Annotated in this window: 15 protein-coding genes; 10 read left to right on the forward strand and 5 right to left on the reverse strand. The window is 65.1% G+C overall.

Annotation, left to right across the window (positions count from 1 at the left end; all coding sequences use genetic code 11):
* Nucleotides 1-132: 132 nt before the first annotated feature.
* Nucleotides 133-1,290, reverse strand: a complete 1,158-nt coding sequence (locus P6U31_RS20820) for an autotransporter outer membrane beta-barrel domain-containing protein (protein ID WP_407183552.1) — start codon at nucleotides 1,288-1,290, stop codon at nucleotides 133-135.
* A 374-nt stretch (nucleotides 1,291-1,664) separates the two neighbouring features.
* Here P6U31_RS20820 and P6U31_RS20825 point away from each other — a divergent pair, with 374 nt between their 5' ends.
* The gene (locus P6U31_RS20825) at nucleotides 1,665-1,871 is read left to right on the forward strand and encodes a cold-shock protein (protein WP_122403548.1); all 207 of its coding nucleotides are present in this window, start codon (nucleotides 1,665-1,667) and stop codon (nucleotides 1,869-1,871) included.
* A 90-nt stretch (nucleotides 1,872-1,961) separates the two neighbouring features.
* Here the strand turns inward: P6U31_RS20825 and purN are convergent, their stop codons facing one another.
* Both purN and purM read right to left on the reverse strand, forming a co-directional pair.
* Nucleotides 1,962-2,615 carry a phosphoribosylglycinamide formyltransferase gene (gene purN / locus P6U31_RS20830; RefSeq protein WP_407189899.1) on the reverse strand — a complete coding sequence of 218 codons (654 nt, stop codon included), beginning with the start codon at nucleotides 2,613-2,615 and terminating at the stop codon, nucleotides 1,962-1,964.
* A 14-nt stretch (nucleotides 2,616-2,629) separates the two neighbouring features.
* Nucleotides 2,630-3,703: a phosphoribosylformylglycinamidine cyclo-ligase gene (gene purM / locus P6U31_RS20835; protein WP_407183553.1), complete on the reverse strand. Its 1,074-nt coding sequence runs from the start codon at nucleotides 3,701-3,703 to the stop codon at nucleotides 2,630-2,632.
* A gap of 155 nt (nucleotides 3,704-3,858) precedes the next feature.
* Between purM and P6U31_RS20840 the strand changes: the two genes are divergently transcribed.
* The 7 genes from P6U31_RS20840 to P6U31_RS20870 all read left to right on the forward strand — a co-directional run bounded on the left by P6U31_RS20840 (nucleotide 3,859) and on the right by P6U31_RS20870 (nucleotide 13,762).
* Nucleotides 3,859-4,401, forward strand: a complete 543-nt coding sequence (locus P6U31_RS20840) for a CDP-alcohol phosphatidyltransferase family protein (RefSeq protein WP_025035876.1) — start codon at nucleotides 3,859-3,861, stop codon at nucleotides 4,399-4,401.
* Nucleotides 4,402-4,492: 91 nt separating this feature from the next.
* Nucleotides 4,493-5,170: a chromosomal replication initiator DnaA gene (locus P6U31_RS20845; protein WP_407183554.1), complete on the forward strand. Its 678-nt coding sequence runs from the start codon at nucleotides 4,493-4,495 to the stop codon at nucleotides 5,168-5,170.
* Between the two features lie 161 nt (nucleotides 5,171-5,331).
* Nucleotides 5,332-7,524: an RNA degradosome polyphosphate kinase gene (locus tag P6U31_RS20850; protein ID WP_407189900.1), complete on the forward strand. Its 2,193-nt coding sequence runs from the start codon at nucleotides 5,332-5,334 to the stop codon at nucleotides 7,522-7,524.
* Between the two features lie 15 nt (nucleotides 7,525-7,539).
* Nucleotides 7,540-9,042, forward strand: a complete 1,503-nt coding sequence (ppx, locus tag P6U31_RS20855) for an exopolyphosphatase (protein WP_407183556.1) — start codon at nucleotides 7,540-7,542, stop codon at nucleotides 9,040-9,042.
* Between the two features lie 248 nt (nucleotides 9,043-9,290).
* Nucleotides 9,291-10,379 (forward strand): efflux RND transporter periplasmic adaptor subunit, encoded by a 1,089-nt coding sequence (locus tag P6U31_RS20860; RefSeq protein ID WP_407183557.1) that lies wholly within the window; start codon nucleotides 9,291-9,293, stop codon nucleotides 10,377-10,379.
* Nucleotides 10,380-13,454 carry an efflux RND transporter permease subunit gene (locus tag P6U31_RS20865; RefSeq protein WP_407183558.1) on the forward strand — a complete coding sequence of 1,025 codons (3,075 nt, stop codon included), beginning with the start codon at nucleotides 10,380-10,382 and terminating at the stop codon, nucleotides 13,452-13,454. It abuts the gene before it with no gap.
* Nucleotides 13,451-13,762, forward strand: coding sequence for a DUF3240 family protein (locus tag P6U31_RS20870; protein ID WP_407183559.1), 312 nt, complete (start codon nucleotides 13,451-13,453; stop codon nucleotides 13,760-13,762). The genes P6U31_RS20865 and P6U31_RS20870 overlap by 4 nt, the downstream gene beginning before the upstream one ends.
* Before the next feature lie 5 nt (nucleotides 13,763-13,767).
* On the opposite strand, the gene P6U31_RS20875 is transcribed toward P6U31_RS20870, so the two are convergent.
* Together P6U31_RS20875 and ndk are read right to left on the reverse strand one after the other, a co-directional pair.
* The gene (locus tag P6U31_RS20875) at nucleotides 13,768-14,628 is read right to left on the reverse strand and encodes a TerC family protein (protein WP_407183560.1); all 861 of its coding nucleotides are present in this window, start codon (nucleotides 14,626-14,628) and stop codon (nucleotides 13,768-13,770) included.
* A 44-nt stretch (nucleotides 14,629-14,672) separates the two neighbouring features.
* Nucleotides 14,673-15,095 carry a nucleoside-diphosphate kinase gene (ndk, locus tag P6U31_RS20880; protein WP_035715388.1) on the reverse strand — a complete coding sequence of 141 codons (423 nt, stop codon included), beginning with the start codon at nucleotides 15,093-15,095 and terminating at the stop codon, nucleotides 14,673-14,675.
* Nucleotides 15,096-15,415: 320 nt separating this feature from the next.
* Here ndk and P6U31_RS20885 point away from each other — a divergent pair, with 320 nt between their 5' ends.
* Both P6U31_RS20885 and P6U31_RS20890 read left to right on the forward strand, forming a co-directional pair.
* Nucleotides 15,416-15,664, forward strand: coding sequence for a sulfur globule protein precursor (locus P6U31_RS20885; protein WP_407183561.1), 249 nt, complete (start codon nucleotides 15,416-15,418; stop codon nucleotides 15,662-15,664).
* Between the two features lie 223 nt (nucleotides 15,665-15,887).
* Nucleotides 15,888-16,061, forward strand: coding sequence for a hypothetical protein (locus P6U31_RS20890; RefSeq protein WP_407183562.1), 174 nt, complete (start codon nucleotides 15,888-15,890; stop codon nucleotides 16,059-16,061).
* Nucleotide 16,062 lies beyond the last annotated feature (1 nt).

Here is a 16,062-nt window from a genome sequence, read left to right on the forward strand (position 1 = left end):
GGAAATGGCGCTAGAGCATGATGAAATTGGATTCCGCGGGCTCTCGGTACTTCACCTCTCCCTGCGGGAGAGGTGAAGCAAGCCCTGAGCGCACATCGATTCCACCAAAACTCATCCTGCTTTAGCCTCCGCTCACCACCGATATTCGAAGCCGACCGTGCCCTGGTGCGACGTCAGCTGGCTGCGGAACTTGCCGTCGTAATTGACGTAGAGCCGCGCCACGTTGGTCAGGCTGAGCGAAGCCGAGGCGCCCGCATCCGCGCCGTAACGGCTCTCACCGATGCCGGGAACGACGATGCTCTGGGTCCCCAGGCTGACCTGGATCGATCCGAGGTCCTGGTGGAAATTGTCGACGAACTTGCCGTAGGCGGAGAGGTCCAGGATCCTCTGGTCGATGATGAAGTAGCGGCCGATCTCCGCCCCGATCATGACGCGTGCGCGCGACAGCGTCGTCGAGCCGACATTGAGCGGATCGAGGCCGCCCGTCTCCTGGAACGCCGCACTGGTGGCGCGCACATATTCCAGTGCGCCCTTGGGCACGATGCGCATCTGGTCCTTGGTCCAGTAATAGCTGATCTCGGTCAGCGCCCCGTCGATTGCGGCACGATAGCCCGCAGTCGCAAGGCCGAGGCCGGTGTCGCGACTGGAGCGGACCTTGCCCAAGCCGTGCACCAGGGCGAAGGCCGAGGTCCACGGCCCTTTGTCGACCGAGCCGTTGAAGCCGATTTGCGTCAAGTCGAGCGTGGCCGACTGCAGCGCCAGCGGCACATCGACGTCGGTGTGGCTCTGGTCGACGGAGAAGCCAAGATTGACGCCCGGAGCCACGCGCACGCCAAAGCCGGCGACGCCGCCAACCGTCTTGCGCTTGTCGCCGACGAAATCCCCTTGCGGATCGGCTCGGACCGAGATGCCGTAGCCCTCGAACCAGGTGCGGTAGCGCGGATCTTCGGTGCTCGCCGATGCACCGCCGCCGCCGGGATTGGTCCGGAACGCCCGGTTGACACCGCCGGATGCTTGGTTGCCGAGCCGCTCCAGGAAATTGGAGCCGAGATCGAGCGCGCTGTTGCCGATCGACTGGTCGTAATTGGTCGGCGATGGCATCGGGATCGGGGTCGGTGACGGCGTGGGCGTCGGGGTCGGGGTGGGCGTCGGGCTTTGCGCCAGGACCGGCGATGCGGCCGCCATCGTCACGACGATCGCAAACGCCATTGCGATCGCTGCGGCGACCCGGCGGACGCGATCGAGCCTGATCGTCGGCCGTGTCCCGGAAGGCTGCGAGCTGCAGCGCATGACGACAAATCCCGAAGCCAATGGCGGTCCGCAAAAATGCAACACGCGCCGCGCACGTGTGCGGCGATTTGTGCCGAACTGCCACGGAGGGTCAACCGCTTGGCGCGCTGCCACCGAGCCTATTGCCCACCATTGTGGTTCCCCGGCCACAGGTCGCAAATAGCAGACGATGGTACCCGCCCAGGTTCTTGAAAATCGGGCGCGGCTTGCTAACGCGCGATTTTCATGTTGCAATATCGGACACAATCGGAATTGGCCGCTTGGCTGTGCGTTTCGTGACGTTGAGATCTGAACAGACTTCCGAAAGCCCGTTTGTGGCGTGGCACGCGAAAAAGCGGCCGCGTCTTTTTTCTATCTAGTGGAGGAGACTAGCGATGCCGCAAAAGGGCACCGTCAAATGGTTCAACCCGACCAAGGGCTATGGGTTCATCAAGCCGAACGGCGGCGACAAGGACGTGTTCGTCCATATCTCCGCAGTCGAGCGTGCCGGACTCTCCACCCTCAACGAGAACCAGGTGGTTGAATTCGACCTCGTGGAGAACCGCGGCAAAACATCCGCGGAGAATCTCAAGGTCTCCTGATATCCCTCACGACATGTGGGAAATCATGATGTTGCCCCCGGCTCTGCCGGGGGATTTTGTTTGGCAAGACCGGCCGCGAGGCTACGCGCTTCAGCTCACCACCGGCGCAATCAGAAAATTCTCCGACGCCGCGCTCCCCTCCGTCCTGCAGACATCGCCCTCGATGCGGACCTTGCCGGTGGCGAGCAGCCGCAGCGCTTCGGGATAGATGCGGTGCTCGACTTCGAGGATGCGCTCCGACAGTGTGTCGGCGGTATCGTGGTCGCCGACGGGAACTGCGCCCTGCATCACAATCGGGCCGGCATCGGTCTCGGGGATCACGAAATGCACCGTTGCGCCGGACAGCTTTACGCCGGCACGCAAGGCCTGGCCGTGCGGGTCGAGGCCCGGAAAGGATGGCAGCAGCGAGGGATGGATGTTGAGCATCCGTCCATACCAGGCCTTGGTGAACTCGGCCGTGAACAGACGCATGAAGCCGCCGAGGCAAATCAGCTCGATGCCATGCTGGTCGAGCGCGGCCTGCAGCACTTTCTCGAAACCGGCCCGATCCTTGCCGAACGGCTTGCTCTCGATCACCCGCGTATTGACGCCGCTCGCCTTGGCCCGCTCGAGCCCGAGCGCATCAGTCCTGTTCGAAATGACGAGCGAGATCTCGGCCGGAAAATCCGCAGCGCTTGCGGCCTTGATCAGCGCGGCCATGTTGGAGCCGCGACCGGAGATCAGAATGGCGACGCGGCGCTTCATCACGGCGCCGGTCATCACAGCGCCATGTCGAGGTGGCCGTTATAGACGACGCGGTGCTCGCCCTCGGCCGGGATCACGGTGCCGAGCTGCGCCACGGTCTCGCCGGCATTGGTGAAGACCTCGACCACCTTGTCGACCTTGTCCGGCTCGACGATCGCGATCATGCCGATGCCGCAGTTGAAGGTGCGCAGCATTTCCAGCTCGGCGATGCCGGCCTGCGCGGCCAGCCATTTGAACACCGGCAGCACCGGCAGGCGCGCCAGATCGATGCCGACGCCGAGGTTGTTCGGCAGCACCCGCGGAATGTTGTCGGTGAAACCGCCGCCGGTGATGTGGGCGAGCCCCTTCACCGCGCCGGTCTCCCGGATCGCGCGCAGGCAGGATTTGACATAGAGCCTGGTCGGCGTCAGCAGCGCACCGCCGAGCGTCATCACCGGCGCGAACGGCGCCTGCGCCTCGAAGCTGAGGCCCGACTGCTCGACGATCTTGCGCACCAGCGAGAAGCCGTTGGAATGCACGCCTGACGAGGCGAGGCCGATCACCGCGTCACCCACCGCAATGTCCTTGCGCGGCAACAGCGTACCGCGCTCGGCGGCGCCGACGGCAAAGCCGCCGAGGTCGTAATCGCCGTCCTTGTAGAGGCCGGGCATCTCGGCGGTCTCGCCGCCGATCAGAGCGCAGCCGGACTCCCGGCAACCCTCCGCGACGCCCGCGACGATCGCCGCCGTGGCCTCCGGGTCGAGCTTGCCGCAGGCGAAATAGTCCAGGAAGAACAGCGGCTCGGCGCCCTGCACCACGAGGTCATTGACGCTCATGGCGACGAGGTCGATGCCGATCCCGCCGTGCAGCCCCGTCTCGATCGCGATCTTGACCTTGGTGCCGACGCCGTCGGTCGCGGCGACCAGGATGGGGTCCTTGAAACCGGCCGCCTTGAGGTCGAACAGGCCGCCGAAGCCGCCGATTTCGGCGGCGGCGCCGGGACGCGCGGTGGCCCGCACCATCGGCTTGATCAAATCGACCAGGCGGTTGCCGGCGTCGATATCGACGCCTGAATCGGCGTAAGTGAGGCCGTTTTTGCGGTCGGTCATGCCCGATTTCCAGTGGGTTTGCGGCTGGTTACGTCGAATTCCGGGGACGCGCAATGGCTCGCATGGCGCACCGCCCTATACTATGTAGATATCAACCGGTTCAGCCTCCCAGGGGGCCGGATTCGAGGTCAGACCGGGTGCCGGGAAGCGCTTTCGTGAGTATTCCGAATATCATTACGCTGGGCCGCATCATGCTGGTCCCGATCATCGTCTGGGCCATCGTGTCGAGCCAAATGGAGGTCGCGTTCGCCGTCTTCCTGATCGCCGGTATCAGCGACGCCGTGGACGGCTTCCTGGCCAAGCGCTTCAACATGACGAGCGAGCTCGGGGCCCTGCTCGACCCGCTTGCGGACAAGGCCCTGCTGGTCTCGATCTACATGGCGCTCGGGATCTGGGGCGCGATTCCGCGTTGGATCGTGATCCTGGTGGTCTCGCGCGACATCATGATCGTCGCCGCCGTGATCGTATCCTGGCTGTTCGACCGCCCCGTCGAAATGAAGCCGTCGAAAGTGTCCAAGCTCAACACGGTCGCACAAGTGGCGTTCGCGGCCCTGGTGCTGGCCGCGCTTGCCTTCGGCTTCAAGCCGGCCCCTTATGATATCATCCTGATGGGCCTCGTCACGGTCTTCACGCTCTCCTCGGTGTCGCTCTATCTCGTCGAGTGGCTGCGGCACATGAGCACGATCGAGGCCAAATGAGCGGGGAAGCGCCTTGCAAAGGGCCAACTCCGCTCGATTAAGTCGAATTCTCTTCAAACGGGCCGGCGCGCCGGCATGGAGCAAAGCAAGCGTGGCAGGCCGCGTCCATCCCCGACAATTGGCGTTTGCGCTTCCGCATGCGGAGAGCCTCAGCCGGGACAACTTCCTCGAGGGCCCCGCCAACGCGGCCGGTCTCGCCCTGATCGACAGCTGGCCGGAATGGCCGAACCGGATCATGTGGCTGGCGGGCCCGGAGGGCAGCGGCAAGAGCCACCTCGCCGCGATCTGGGCTGAAATGGCAGGCGCCCGCTCGACCGCGGCCAATGGGCTAACCGCCGCAAGCGTTCCAGGCGCGCTCGCCACCGGTGCGCTGGTGGTCGAGGATCTCAGGGCCGGGAATTTCGACGAACGCGCCCTCTTCCACCTGATGAATCTCGCCCGCGAGGACGGCGCCTACGTGCTCTTCACCGGACGCGAGGTCCCGGCTTCGCTCCAGATCGAGCTGCGCGACCTGCGCTCGCGTCTGCGCGCCGTGCCCGTCGTCACGCTGCTGCCGCCCGACGACCAGCTCTTCCGCGGCCTGATCGTCAAATTCTGCGCCGACCGCCAGCTCACCGTGGACGAGAGCGTGGTCGGTTATCTCGCCAACCGGCTGGAGCGGTCCTCGGCCGCCGCCCGCCAGGCCGTGGAACTGCTCGACAGCGAGGCCCTCCGGCTCGGCCGCCCCGTCACCAGGGCGCTCGCCGCCGAGCTGCTCCGGGATGCCTGAGCCCCGCCCCGCCGGCGCCAAGGGGGCCTGCGCGAACGCCGCTTGACGCCGAGAGGCCGCGGAACATCAATGTCATCGAAACGTCATCGCTCTAACACATGCTCCCGCGGGTTTTGCGCGTAGGTCGCAAGGTGAGGCGAGACAGGATGGACCGACTTCTGATGGACTCTGCGCAAGCTGTTGAAACTAAAGAAAAAGCTCCGGAAGCCGAGGGTCTGCCGGCAATCGCATCGAGCCCCGAGCGGTTCATCAACCGCGAGCTGTCGTGGCTGCATTTCAACCGCCGCGTCCTCGAGGAATCGGTCAATCCCAGCCACCCCATGCTGGAGCGGGTGCGATTCCTGTCGATTTCCGCGAATAACCTCGACGAGTTCTTCATGGTCCGCGTCGCCGGCATCAAGGCCCAGGTGCGCGAGGGCATTGCCGAACGCAGCCCCGATGGCCTGACCCCGTCCGAGCAGCTCGCGCTGATCAACCGCACCGTCTCCGAACTGGCCTCCGACCAGCAGGCGATCTGGCGCGACCTTCGCGGCACGCTGGCCGATGTCGGCATCGTGCTGGTCGATGGCAAGGACGTCACCAAGGCGGAACGGACCTGGATCGAGGACTACTTCCTCAACAACGTGTTCCCGCTGCTGACCCCGCTGGCGATCGACCCGGCCCACCCCTTCCCGTTCATCCCGAGCCTCGGCTTCACCATCGCGCTCCAGCTCACGCGTGCGGCTGACGGCAAGCAGATGAACGCGCTGATCCGCATGCCCGGCAAGATCGACCGCTTCATACGCCTGCCGGCCGACAGCAAGATCGTTCGCCTGATCTCGCTGGAACAGGCGACCTCCCTGTTCATCAACCGCCTGTTCCCCGGCTACAATCTGCACGGCCAGGGCGCCTTCCGGATCATCCGCGACTCCGAGCTCGAAATCGAGGAAGAGGCGGAAGACCTCGTCCGCCTGTTCGAGACGGCGCTCAAGCGCCGCCGGCGCGGATCGGTGATCCGGCTCGAGATCGACGCCAAGATGCCGGAGGAGCTGCGCAGCTTCGTTCAGCACGCGCTGTCGGCCGCCGATGACGAGGTCTTCCTGGTCGACGGCGTGCAGGCGATGAACGAGCTCTCGCAGCTCACCCGCCTCGACCGTCCCGACCTCGAATTCACGCCTTACGTGCCGCGCCACCCGGAGCGCGTGCGCGAGCACGGCGGCGACATCTTTGCCGCGATCCGTCAGAAGGATCTCGTCGTCCATCACCCCTACGAATCCTTCGACGTGGTCGTGCAGTTCCTGCAGCAGGCCGCGCGCGACCCCGATGTTGTCGCGATCAAGCAGACGCTCTACCGCACCTCCAACAACTCGCCGATCGTGCGCGCGCTCGCGGAAGCGGCCGAAGCCGGCAAATCCGTCACGGCGCTGATCGAGCTGAAGGCGCGCTTCGACGAGGAAGCCAACATCCGCTGGGCGCGCGATCTCGAACGCGCCGGCGTGCAGGTCGTCTACGGCTTCCTCGAACTGAAGACGCATGCGAAGCTCTCGATGGTGGTGCGCCGCGAGGGCGGCAGCCTTACCACCTATGTCCATACCGGCACCGGCAACTATCACCCGGTCACGGCACGCATCTATACCGACCTCTCCTACTTCACCTCTGATCCGACCATTGGCCGCGATGCCGCACGCGTGTTCAATTTCATCACCGGCTACGCCGCGCCGAGCGATCTGGAAAAGATGGCGGTGTCGCCCTTGACCCTGCGCAAGCGCATCATCGAGCACATCCAGGGCGAGACCGCGCATGCGCGGCACGGCCGGCACGGTGCGGTCTGGATGAAGATGAATGCGCTGGTCGACCCTGACATCATCGACGCGCTGTACGAGGCGTCCCAGGCCGGCGTGCAGGTCGAGCTCGTGGTGCGCGGTATCTGTTGCCTGCGTCCCGGCATTCCCGGCCTGTCCGAGAACATCCGCGTCAAGTCGATCATCGGACGCTTCCTGGAACACGGCCGAATCTACTGCTTCGGCATGGGCCAGGGTCTGCCGAGTGCCAAAGCGGCTGTGTATATCTCGTCCGCCGACATGATGCCACGCAACCTCGATCGCCGCGTCGAGGTGCTGTGTCCGCTGCAAAATCCCACGGTGCATCAGCAGGTTCTCGAACAGATCATGGTCGCCAACCTGAAAGACAATGAGCAGAGCTGGCAATTGTTGCCGGACGGGTCCTCAACGCGTATGAAGGCCGCGAAGGGCGAGGAGCCTTTCAACGTCCACAACTACTTCATGACAAATCCGAGTCTGTCTGGCCGTGGAAAGTCGCTCAAGGAATCCTCTCCGCGTCGTCTCACGCGCCGGAACGAACGCCATCAATCCTGATCGGGGATTTCCGACGTGAAGCGGCCGCGCAAGCGCGGCTCCAGCGTCGCGGTCATCGACATCGGCTCCAACTCGGTCCGTCTCGTGGTCTACGAGGGACTGACGCGGAGTCTCATTCCGATCTTCAACGAGAAGACGCTGTGCGGCCTCGGGCGTGAGGTGCAGAGCACCGGCCTGCTCGCGCCCGATGCCGTCGACAAGGCGCTGACTTCGCTCAAGCGCTTTCGCGCGCTGTGTCGCGTGATGCAGGTCGGACGCGTGTTCGCGATCGCCACTGCCGCCTGCCGCGACGCCTCCAACGGCCCGGATTTCATCGCCAAGGCCGAACGCATCTGCGCCGTCAAGATCGAGATCCTGTCGGGTCCGCGCGAGGCGCGGCTGTCGGCGCTCGGCGTCATCTCCGGCATTCATCATCCCGACGGCATCGTCGGGGACCTCGGCGGCGGCTCGCTCGAATTGATCGATGTGCGCAAGAACAGCGTGCGCAGCGGCGTGACGCTGCCGCTCGGCGGACTCGCGCTCCAGGATCTCGCGCACAAATCGCTCAAGCGCGCCGACCGCATCGTGCGCGAGGAGCTCGACGAGGTGCCGCAGCTCACTGCGGGCCGCGGCCGCACCTTCTACGCGGTCGGCGGCACCTGGCGCGCGCTCGCGCGCATTCACATCATCCAGAGCGGCTATCCGCTGCAGGTGATGCATGGCTATTCGCTGTCCGCGGCCGAAGCACTCGACTTTTCCCGCAGGCTGCGGCGCTTGGCGGCCGCGAACATGCTCGCCGACATCGAGATCGTCGCCGATGCGCGCCGCCCGCTCCTCACCTATGCGGCGCTGGTGCTCGAGCACATCATCCGCGTGGCGAAGCCGAAGACCATCGTGTTCTCGACCTTCGGCGTGCGCGAGGGCCTGCTGCACGAGAAGCTGGCGGAGGCGGAACGCAACAAGGACGGCCTGATCTGCGCAGCGGAAGAGCTGAACCAGCTGCTGTCACGATCGGCGAAGCATGCCCACGAGCTGATCGCCTGGACCGATCGCCTCGCGCGCGTGGTGAAGCTGCGCGAGACCGAGGAGGATCGCCGCTTGCGTCACACCGCGTGCCTGCTCTCCGACATCGGCTGGCGCGTGCATCCCGATCACCGCGGCGAGCAGACGCTCAGTCTCGTCGTCAATGGCAATTTCGGCGCGATCACCCACACCGAGCGCGCCTTCGTCGGCCTCTCAGTGTTCTATCGCTATGCGGGCCTCAGCGAGGAAAACCAGCCACCGACCACCATGCAGGGCCTGCTGACGCCGACACAGCTCGAACGCGCCCGTCTGCTCGGCGCGGCATTCCGTGTCGCGCATCTGATCTCGGCGGCCCGCCCGGGCGTCTTGCCCGCCACGCATTTCCGCAGCCAGGGCCGCAAATTGATGCTGGTGTTCGAGCATCGGCTGGTCGACCTCGTCGCCGACCGCGTCGGCAGCCGCTTCCGCCAGCTCGCCCGGTTGATCGGCCGCGCCGGCTCGATCGTGCGGCGCTAACGCACGCTGCAAACGACAGGCATCTGCACCGGCCACGACCTTGCCCCAAGTATTCGGAACCGCGTTGGGCAACCGCAGTCATCTCCACCACGCTTGACACAAAATATGCTCCTCGAGGGGGCGCGCTTGATTCACATCAACCCACCGACATCTCGCCGGCGTAAGCGAGGGGATCGAATGCGGCGCTGCGGACCACTTTTGCCATGCCATTGTACCAGGGGATTTCCCTTCTGAGCCTCGCTCGGAACATGAGCGCCCGCGTCCTGCTTGCGCTCGCATTGATCTCCTGGCCTTCCGCACCGAACGCACAGGATGAAGTCAAGCTGAGCGATGCGCAGGCGCGCAATCTCGGCGTGCGCGTGACCCATCCGGTCGCGAGCCGAACCGATCTGACGCTGCCCTATCCCGTTCAAATCGTGATCCCCACGCAGCAATTGTGGGTCGTCAGCGCGCCCGTCGCCGGCATGGTCGCCAATCTCCTGGTCGGGCGCGGTGATCGCGCCTCGGCCGGCCAGCCGCTGGTCACCCTGGAGAGTCCAAGCTTCGTCTCCCAGCAGCGCGACTATTTGCACGCGATTGCGCAGGAACATCTCGCCAATCAGCAGCTCAATCGCAACGTCGATCTGTTCGAGGGCAAGGCCGTGCCGCAACGCGTGCTGGAGGCCAGTCAGGCGGAAGCGCGCCAGGCCGCTCTCGTCGTCGCCGAACGGCGCCAGATGCTGCGTCTGAGCGGGATGTCAGACGATGCGATCTCCCGGCTAGCTCAGGAGGCCGCGATCAGCGGCACGCTCACGGTCAATGCGCCGCAAACCGCATCCGTGGTCGAGGTCGCGGTATCGCCGGGGCAACGGCTCGAACAGTCCGCCCCGCTCGTCAAGCTGGCGCGGCTCTCACCGCTGTGGGCCGAAATCGCGGTGCCTGCCGCCAATATTCGAGTGGTCCACACGGGCGCCAAAGTCGAGATCGAAGGCTATGCCATTCCCGGCAAGGTCGTCCTGGTCTCCGAGACCGTCGACGCTGCCACCCAGACGATTCTGGTTCGCGCGGAGGTCCCCAATGACGGCGAACTGCATCCCGGTCAGACCACTGCTGCCCGCATCGGCTTCCTCTCCGCCGGCGAAAGCGCCTTTGAGATTCCCTATAGTGGGCTGATCCGGCGAGGCGAGCAGACGTCAGTCTTCGTCGCCATCGAGGGCGGCTTCCGCCTGGTCCCGGTCAAGCTGCTTGCGGAAGATCAGGACCATGTCGTCGTGTCGGGCCCTATCACCGAACGGGATGCGATCGCGATTGGCGGCGTGTCGGCACTTCGCGGCATTCTCTCCGGACTGGGGCAATAGATGCTTCGGCGCCTGGTTGCGTTCGCGCTCTCCCAGCGACTGTTCGTTGTGCTGGGTGTGCTGCTGGTGATCGGCGCCGGAGCTGTCCTTCTGCCCGGCCTTCCAATCGACGCCTTTCCCGACGTCTCGCCGGTTCAGGTCAAGATCATCATGAAGGCGCCGGGTCTCACCCCCGAAGAGGTCGAGCAGCGCATCACCGTTCCGATCGAGCTCGAGCTGCTTGGATTGCCGAACAAGAAGATGCTTCGTTCGACCACGAAATATGCGCTGGCCGACATTACCGTCGATTTCGAGGACGGCACCGACATCTACTGGGCGCGCAACCAGGTCTCGGAGCGGCTGTCGAACATCTCGCGCGATTTCCCAGACGGGGTGAGCGGCGGCCTTGCGCCGATCACGAGTCCGCTCGGCGAGATGTTCATGTTCACGATCGACAGTCCCGAGCTCTCGCTCGCCGAGCGCCGGACCCTGCTCGATTGGGTGATCCGCCCTGCCCTGCGCACAGTCCCCGGGGTTGCGGACGTCAACGCGCTCGGCGGTTATGTCCGCGCGTTCGAGATCGTACCGCGCAACGATGCGCTTGCTGCGCGCGGCATCTCCTACGACCTGTTTCGCCGGGCCATCGAAGCCAACAGCCGCAACGACGGTGCCGGACGGGTGAACCAGGGCGAGGACAGCGCCCTGGTTCGGATCGAAGGCAGCATCCGCTCGATCGAGGACATCAAGGCCATCGTCGTCGACACTCGCGAAGGCGTGCCGATCCTGGTCAACGACGTGGCGAGCGTCAAGGTCGGCACGCTGACGCGCTATGGCGCCGTCACTGCGGACGGCCGCGGCGAAACCGTCGAGGGGTTGGTCCTCGGCTTGCGCGGCGCCAACGCGGGCCAGCTGATCCGCGACGTGCGCGCCCGGCTCGCCGAGCTGCAGGGCGCGCTACCGAAGAGCGTGTCGATCAACGTGTTCTATGATCGCAGCCGCCTGGTCAACCGAGCGGTCGGCACCGTCGTGCGGGCCCTCGGCGAGGCCACCGCCCTCGTCATCGTTCTTCTGCTGCTTTTCCTCGGCAACTGGCGGGCCTCACTGGTGATCGCCCTCAGCCTGCCGCTCGCCATTGTGATCGCCTTGATCGTCATGCGTCTGGTCGGAATGTCGGCCAACCTGATGAGCCTCGGCGGGCTTGCGATCGCAATCGGCATGCTGATCGACGCACTGGTGGTCGTGGTCGAGAACATCGTCGGCAACCTCGGCAAGCACGAGGCGGGCAAGTCCGCGCCGTTGATCCACCTGGTTTACCGTTCGGTTTGCGAAGTGCTGGAGCCGGTCGCCTCTGGCGTGCTCATCATCATCATCGTGTTCGTGCCCCTGCTGACCTTGCAGGGTTTGGAGGGGAAGCTGTTCATCCCGGTCGCGCTCGCGATCATTTTCGCGCTGGCCGGCTCGCTGCTGCTGGCGCTCACCGTGATCCCGGTCGCGACGTCGTTCGTGCTCAAATCCGCATCGCATCGCGATCCCGTGCTGGTGCGCACGGCACAACGGGTCTACGCGCCGGCATTGAATTGGGCCTTGAACAACGAGCGCAAGGTGATGGCTGCGGCGCTGATCGGGTTGGTCGCGGCGGGCTTCGCCTACACCAAGCTCGGCAAGACCTTCATGCCGACGATGGACGAGGGCGACGTCATCGTCAGCGTGGAGACGCTTCCGTCCGTCAACCTCGACGAATCGCTTGCGCTGAATGCAAGGCTGCAAGCCGCGCTGCTGACCGTACCTGATATTGCCGGCATCGTCGCCCGAACCGGGTCGGACGAGCTCGGCCTCGATCCGATGGGCCCCAACCAGACTGACACCTTCCTGGTGCTCAAGCCGGCCGCCGAGAGAACGACCGACAATCGCGAGGTCCTGCTGCAGAAGCTTCGCGAGATCCTGAGCGGCTTTCCCGGCATCTCGCTCAGCTTCACCCAGCCGATCGACATGCGCGTGCAGGAGATGATCAGCGGCGTGCGCGGCGACGTCGCGGTCAAGATCTTCGGCCCCGACATCGCCAAGCTGAACGAAACCGCGGCAAAACTGTCGGCGATCCTCTCCAGCATCGAGGGTGCCGAGGACGTCTACACCACGCTGAACGAGGGCGCCCAATATTACACGGTCGCGGTCAATCGCATGGAGGCCGGCCGCCTCGGCCTGACCGTGGACTCCATCGTCAACTCGCTCCGAACCCAGATCGAGGGCCGAACGATCGGGACCGCGCTGGAGGAAGGACGCCGCACGCCGATACTGGTCCGAGGCAGCGAGACGACACGGGAGGCGCCGACGCTGCTGGCGAGCCTGCCGCTGACGCTCGCGTCCGGACGGCACGTCGCGCTGTCGCAGGTCGCCCGCATCCAGCGCGTGGACGGCCCCGTAAAGATCGATCGCGAGGACGGCGCTCGCATGAGCGTGGTGCGCGCCAACATTCGCGGTCGCGACATGGTCGGCTTCGTCGACGCCGCCCGCCTGAAGGTGATGAACGAACTCCCGCTTCCAAACGGCTACCGGCTGACCTGGGGCGGGCAGTTCGAGAACCAGCAACGCGCCGCCGCGCGCCTGTCGGTGGTGGTGCCCGTCGCGATCGGCCTGATCTTCGTGCTGCTCTTCACCACGTTCGGTGCCATCCGGCAGGCCTTGCTGGTGCTCGTCAACATTCCCTTCGCCCTGATCGGCGGCGTCTTCGCGCTGGTCGTGACGGGTGAGTATCTGTCGGTGCCGGCCTCCGTCGGCTTCATCGCGCTGCTCGGCATCGCCGTGCTCAACGGCGTCGTCCTGGTGTCCTACTTCAATCAGCTCCGCGCCCACGGTCTTCCCGAGGATCGTATCGTCGTCGAAGGCGCCATGCGCAGGCTTCGGCCGGTGCTGATGACCGCGAGCATCACGGCGCTGGGCCTGATCCCGCTTCTGTTCGCTTCCGGTCCAGGATCCGAAGTGCAGCGGCCGCTCGCCGTGGTCGTGATCGGAGGGCTGCTGTCCTCCACCCTGCTCACGCTGATTCTCCTGCCGATCCTGTATCGCCGCTATGGCGGGACATCGAAGGTGGCGAAATGACCGACCAGCCCGTCTGTCTCACCCTGATCGTGCCGCATCAGCTCCGCGACGAGGTGTTCGACGATCTCGCAGAACAGACCGATCTGGTTTCGGGATTCACGGCCTCTCAGGGCTCAGGTCACGGCACTGAGGTCCGATTGCTGACGGCCGCCGAACGCGTGAAGGGCCATGCCGACCAGACCGTCGTGCAAGTGGTGCTGGCAAGGAACGATGCCAGCCGCCTGCTCGACCGGCTGCGGGTTTCGTTCGCCGGAACCAGGATGGTCTACTGGACGATGCCGGTGACGGAATTCGGTACGATCGACTGAACCGACTACTCGGCCGACGCCCTGGCGTGGCGCTCGGACGATTCCAGCGCGGCAGCGGTCAAGCTGCGCCGACGCCAGATGGTGCCGACCACCAGCACGACGACCACGCCGAGCGCGGCGCAGAAATATTCGCCGCCGGCGCCGCCATGGCCGAACTGCAGCGGGACACGCAAGGCACCGAACATCGAGTCGAGCGAGGCGCCGAACGGGCCGTCGAACAGCGTATGCAGCTTAGGCGCGATGCCGGGGTCGGTCGCGATCACCTCGCCCGCGATCCAGCCGAGCAGCGCCGCACCGGCCCAGACCAGCACCGGCAGTCTTGCCAGCAGCGCCATGATCAGCGCCGCACCGGCGACGATCAGCGGCACGCTGATGGCAAGGCCGAGGATCAGGAGCGGCGCGCTGCCATTGGCAGCGGCGGCCACCGCGATGACGTTGTCGAGACTCATGACGATGTCGGCGACCACGACGATCTGAATGGCCTGCCACAGATGCGAGGCGGACTCGACGTCGTCCTCGTCCTCGTTTTCCGGCACCAGGAGCTTGGCCGCGATCACGATCAGCGCAAGACCGCCGACGAGCTTGAGATACGGCAGCTCCATAAGGCTCGCGACGATGCCGGTGAAGATGATGCGCAGCATCACCGCCGCGCCGGCACCGAAGATCATGCCCCACAGCCGGTGCCGCGGCGACAGGCCGCGGCAGGCGAGCGCGATCACCAGCGCGTTGTCGCCGGACAGCAGAATATTGATCCAGATGATCTTGCCGACCGCGATCCAGAAGGTCGGTTCGGCCATCTCATTGCGGAACTGGGTGAAGAATGCCCCGATCGTAGCGGGATCGAAGATCTGCCAGAGCCAGTTCACAATGAGTCCTTTCGCCCCGTCGTCCTAACCTGTCGGCTAATCGATCAGCCGACGATCTCGTTGCCGGAGAAGAACTGCGCGATCTCGATCGCCGCGGTCTCCGGCGCGTCCGAGCCATGCACCGAGTTCTCGCCGATCGACTTTGCGTAGAGCTTGCGGACGGTGCCCTCGGCGGCCTTGGCCGGATCGGTCGCGCCCATCACCTCGCGATACTTGGCGATCGCACCCTCGCCTTCCAGCACCTGCACGACGACCGGACCGGAGGTCATGAAGTCGACCAGTTCGCCGAAGAACGGGCGCGCCTTGTGGACGGCATAGAAGGTCTCGGCCTGTTCCTTGGTCATGCGGATGCGCTTCTGCGCGACGATGCGCAGGCCCGCCTTCTCGATCACGGCGTTGACCGCACCGGTCAGGTTACGCTCGGTCGCGTCGGGCTTGATGATCGAGAAAGTGCGTTCGATGGCCATAATCTTGTCCTTAGGGAAGAAAAGCGGTGGTTGTCGAGTTGCGGGGCTTATATCGGCGCCTTTGCCCGACGGCAAGCGACCGCCCAAACCCGCTCACGGGCGCTTCGCCGCAGGCTGCCCGGGGATATATCCACCAGGTGGATTACCGAGATTTCACCCAGATGAACCGAATCTGAAGCCTCCATTCAGGGTTTGGTTCAGCCTCATCGGCGTAAGGTCAGCCTATCGAAACCGAAGCCTTAAGTTGCAGGCGGAACGTTTCGGCGGCCTTTTTCATCGACGCGGATTGCCCCCGCGCCGGCAGTTTTGAGGAGATCACCATGTTGAGGAAACTTTCGCTTGCCGCTGTCGCTGCGGTTGCGCTCGGTGCCGCGCTGGCGCCGACCTCGGCCTCCGCTCACTGGCATGGCGGCGGCTGGGGCTGGCACGGCGGCTGGCACCATGGCTACGGCTGGGGTGGGCCGCGCTTCTATGCCCCCGTCTCCTACGGCTATGGCGGCTGCTATGTGCGCCGGCTGGTCCCGACCCCCTGGGGACCCCGCTGGCGGCTGATCAACCGCTGCTACTGAGCCCGACAGCACCTTCCAAGACCGACAGGTATCTGCGCCCCCACAGGTACCTTCCGAGAGGAGCCCCGGCGATCCCCCCGCCGGGGCTCCGCATTTTCGGCGGACATGGCGGGATTCATACAATTTTGACGAGAATGCCCAACATCCCCGGGAATCGCGAAACCATTTTGGGGGCCAATGACTTGGTACGGCGTCGATAGTTTGAGAACACGGAACCTGCGCGATGGCTGGCCTTTTTGCCGATGACAGCGAACAGATCGACCGGCGCACCAGCCGATCGATTTGCGATGCCGTGGGCGAACGGCTCCAGCAGAGCCTGCGTCCCGAACCTCGGCTCCCGACCTATCTCGAGCAGCTCCTGAACGAGCTGCAGCGGCGGGACCGCGAGCCGCACTGAG

The organism is Bradyrhizobium centrosematis (assembly GCF_045571495.1).
Classification (GTDB): Bacteria; Pseudomonadota; Alphaproteobacteria; order Rhizobiales; family Xanthobacteraceae; genus Bradyrhizobium; species Bradyrhizobium centrosematis.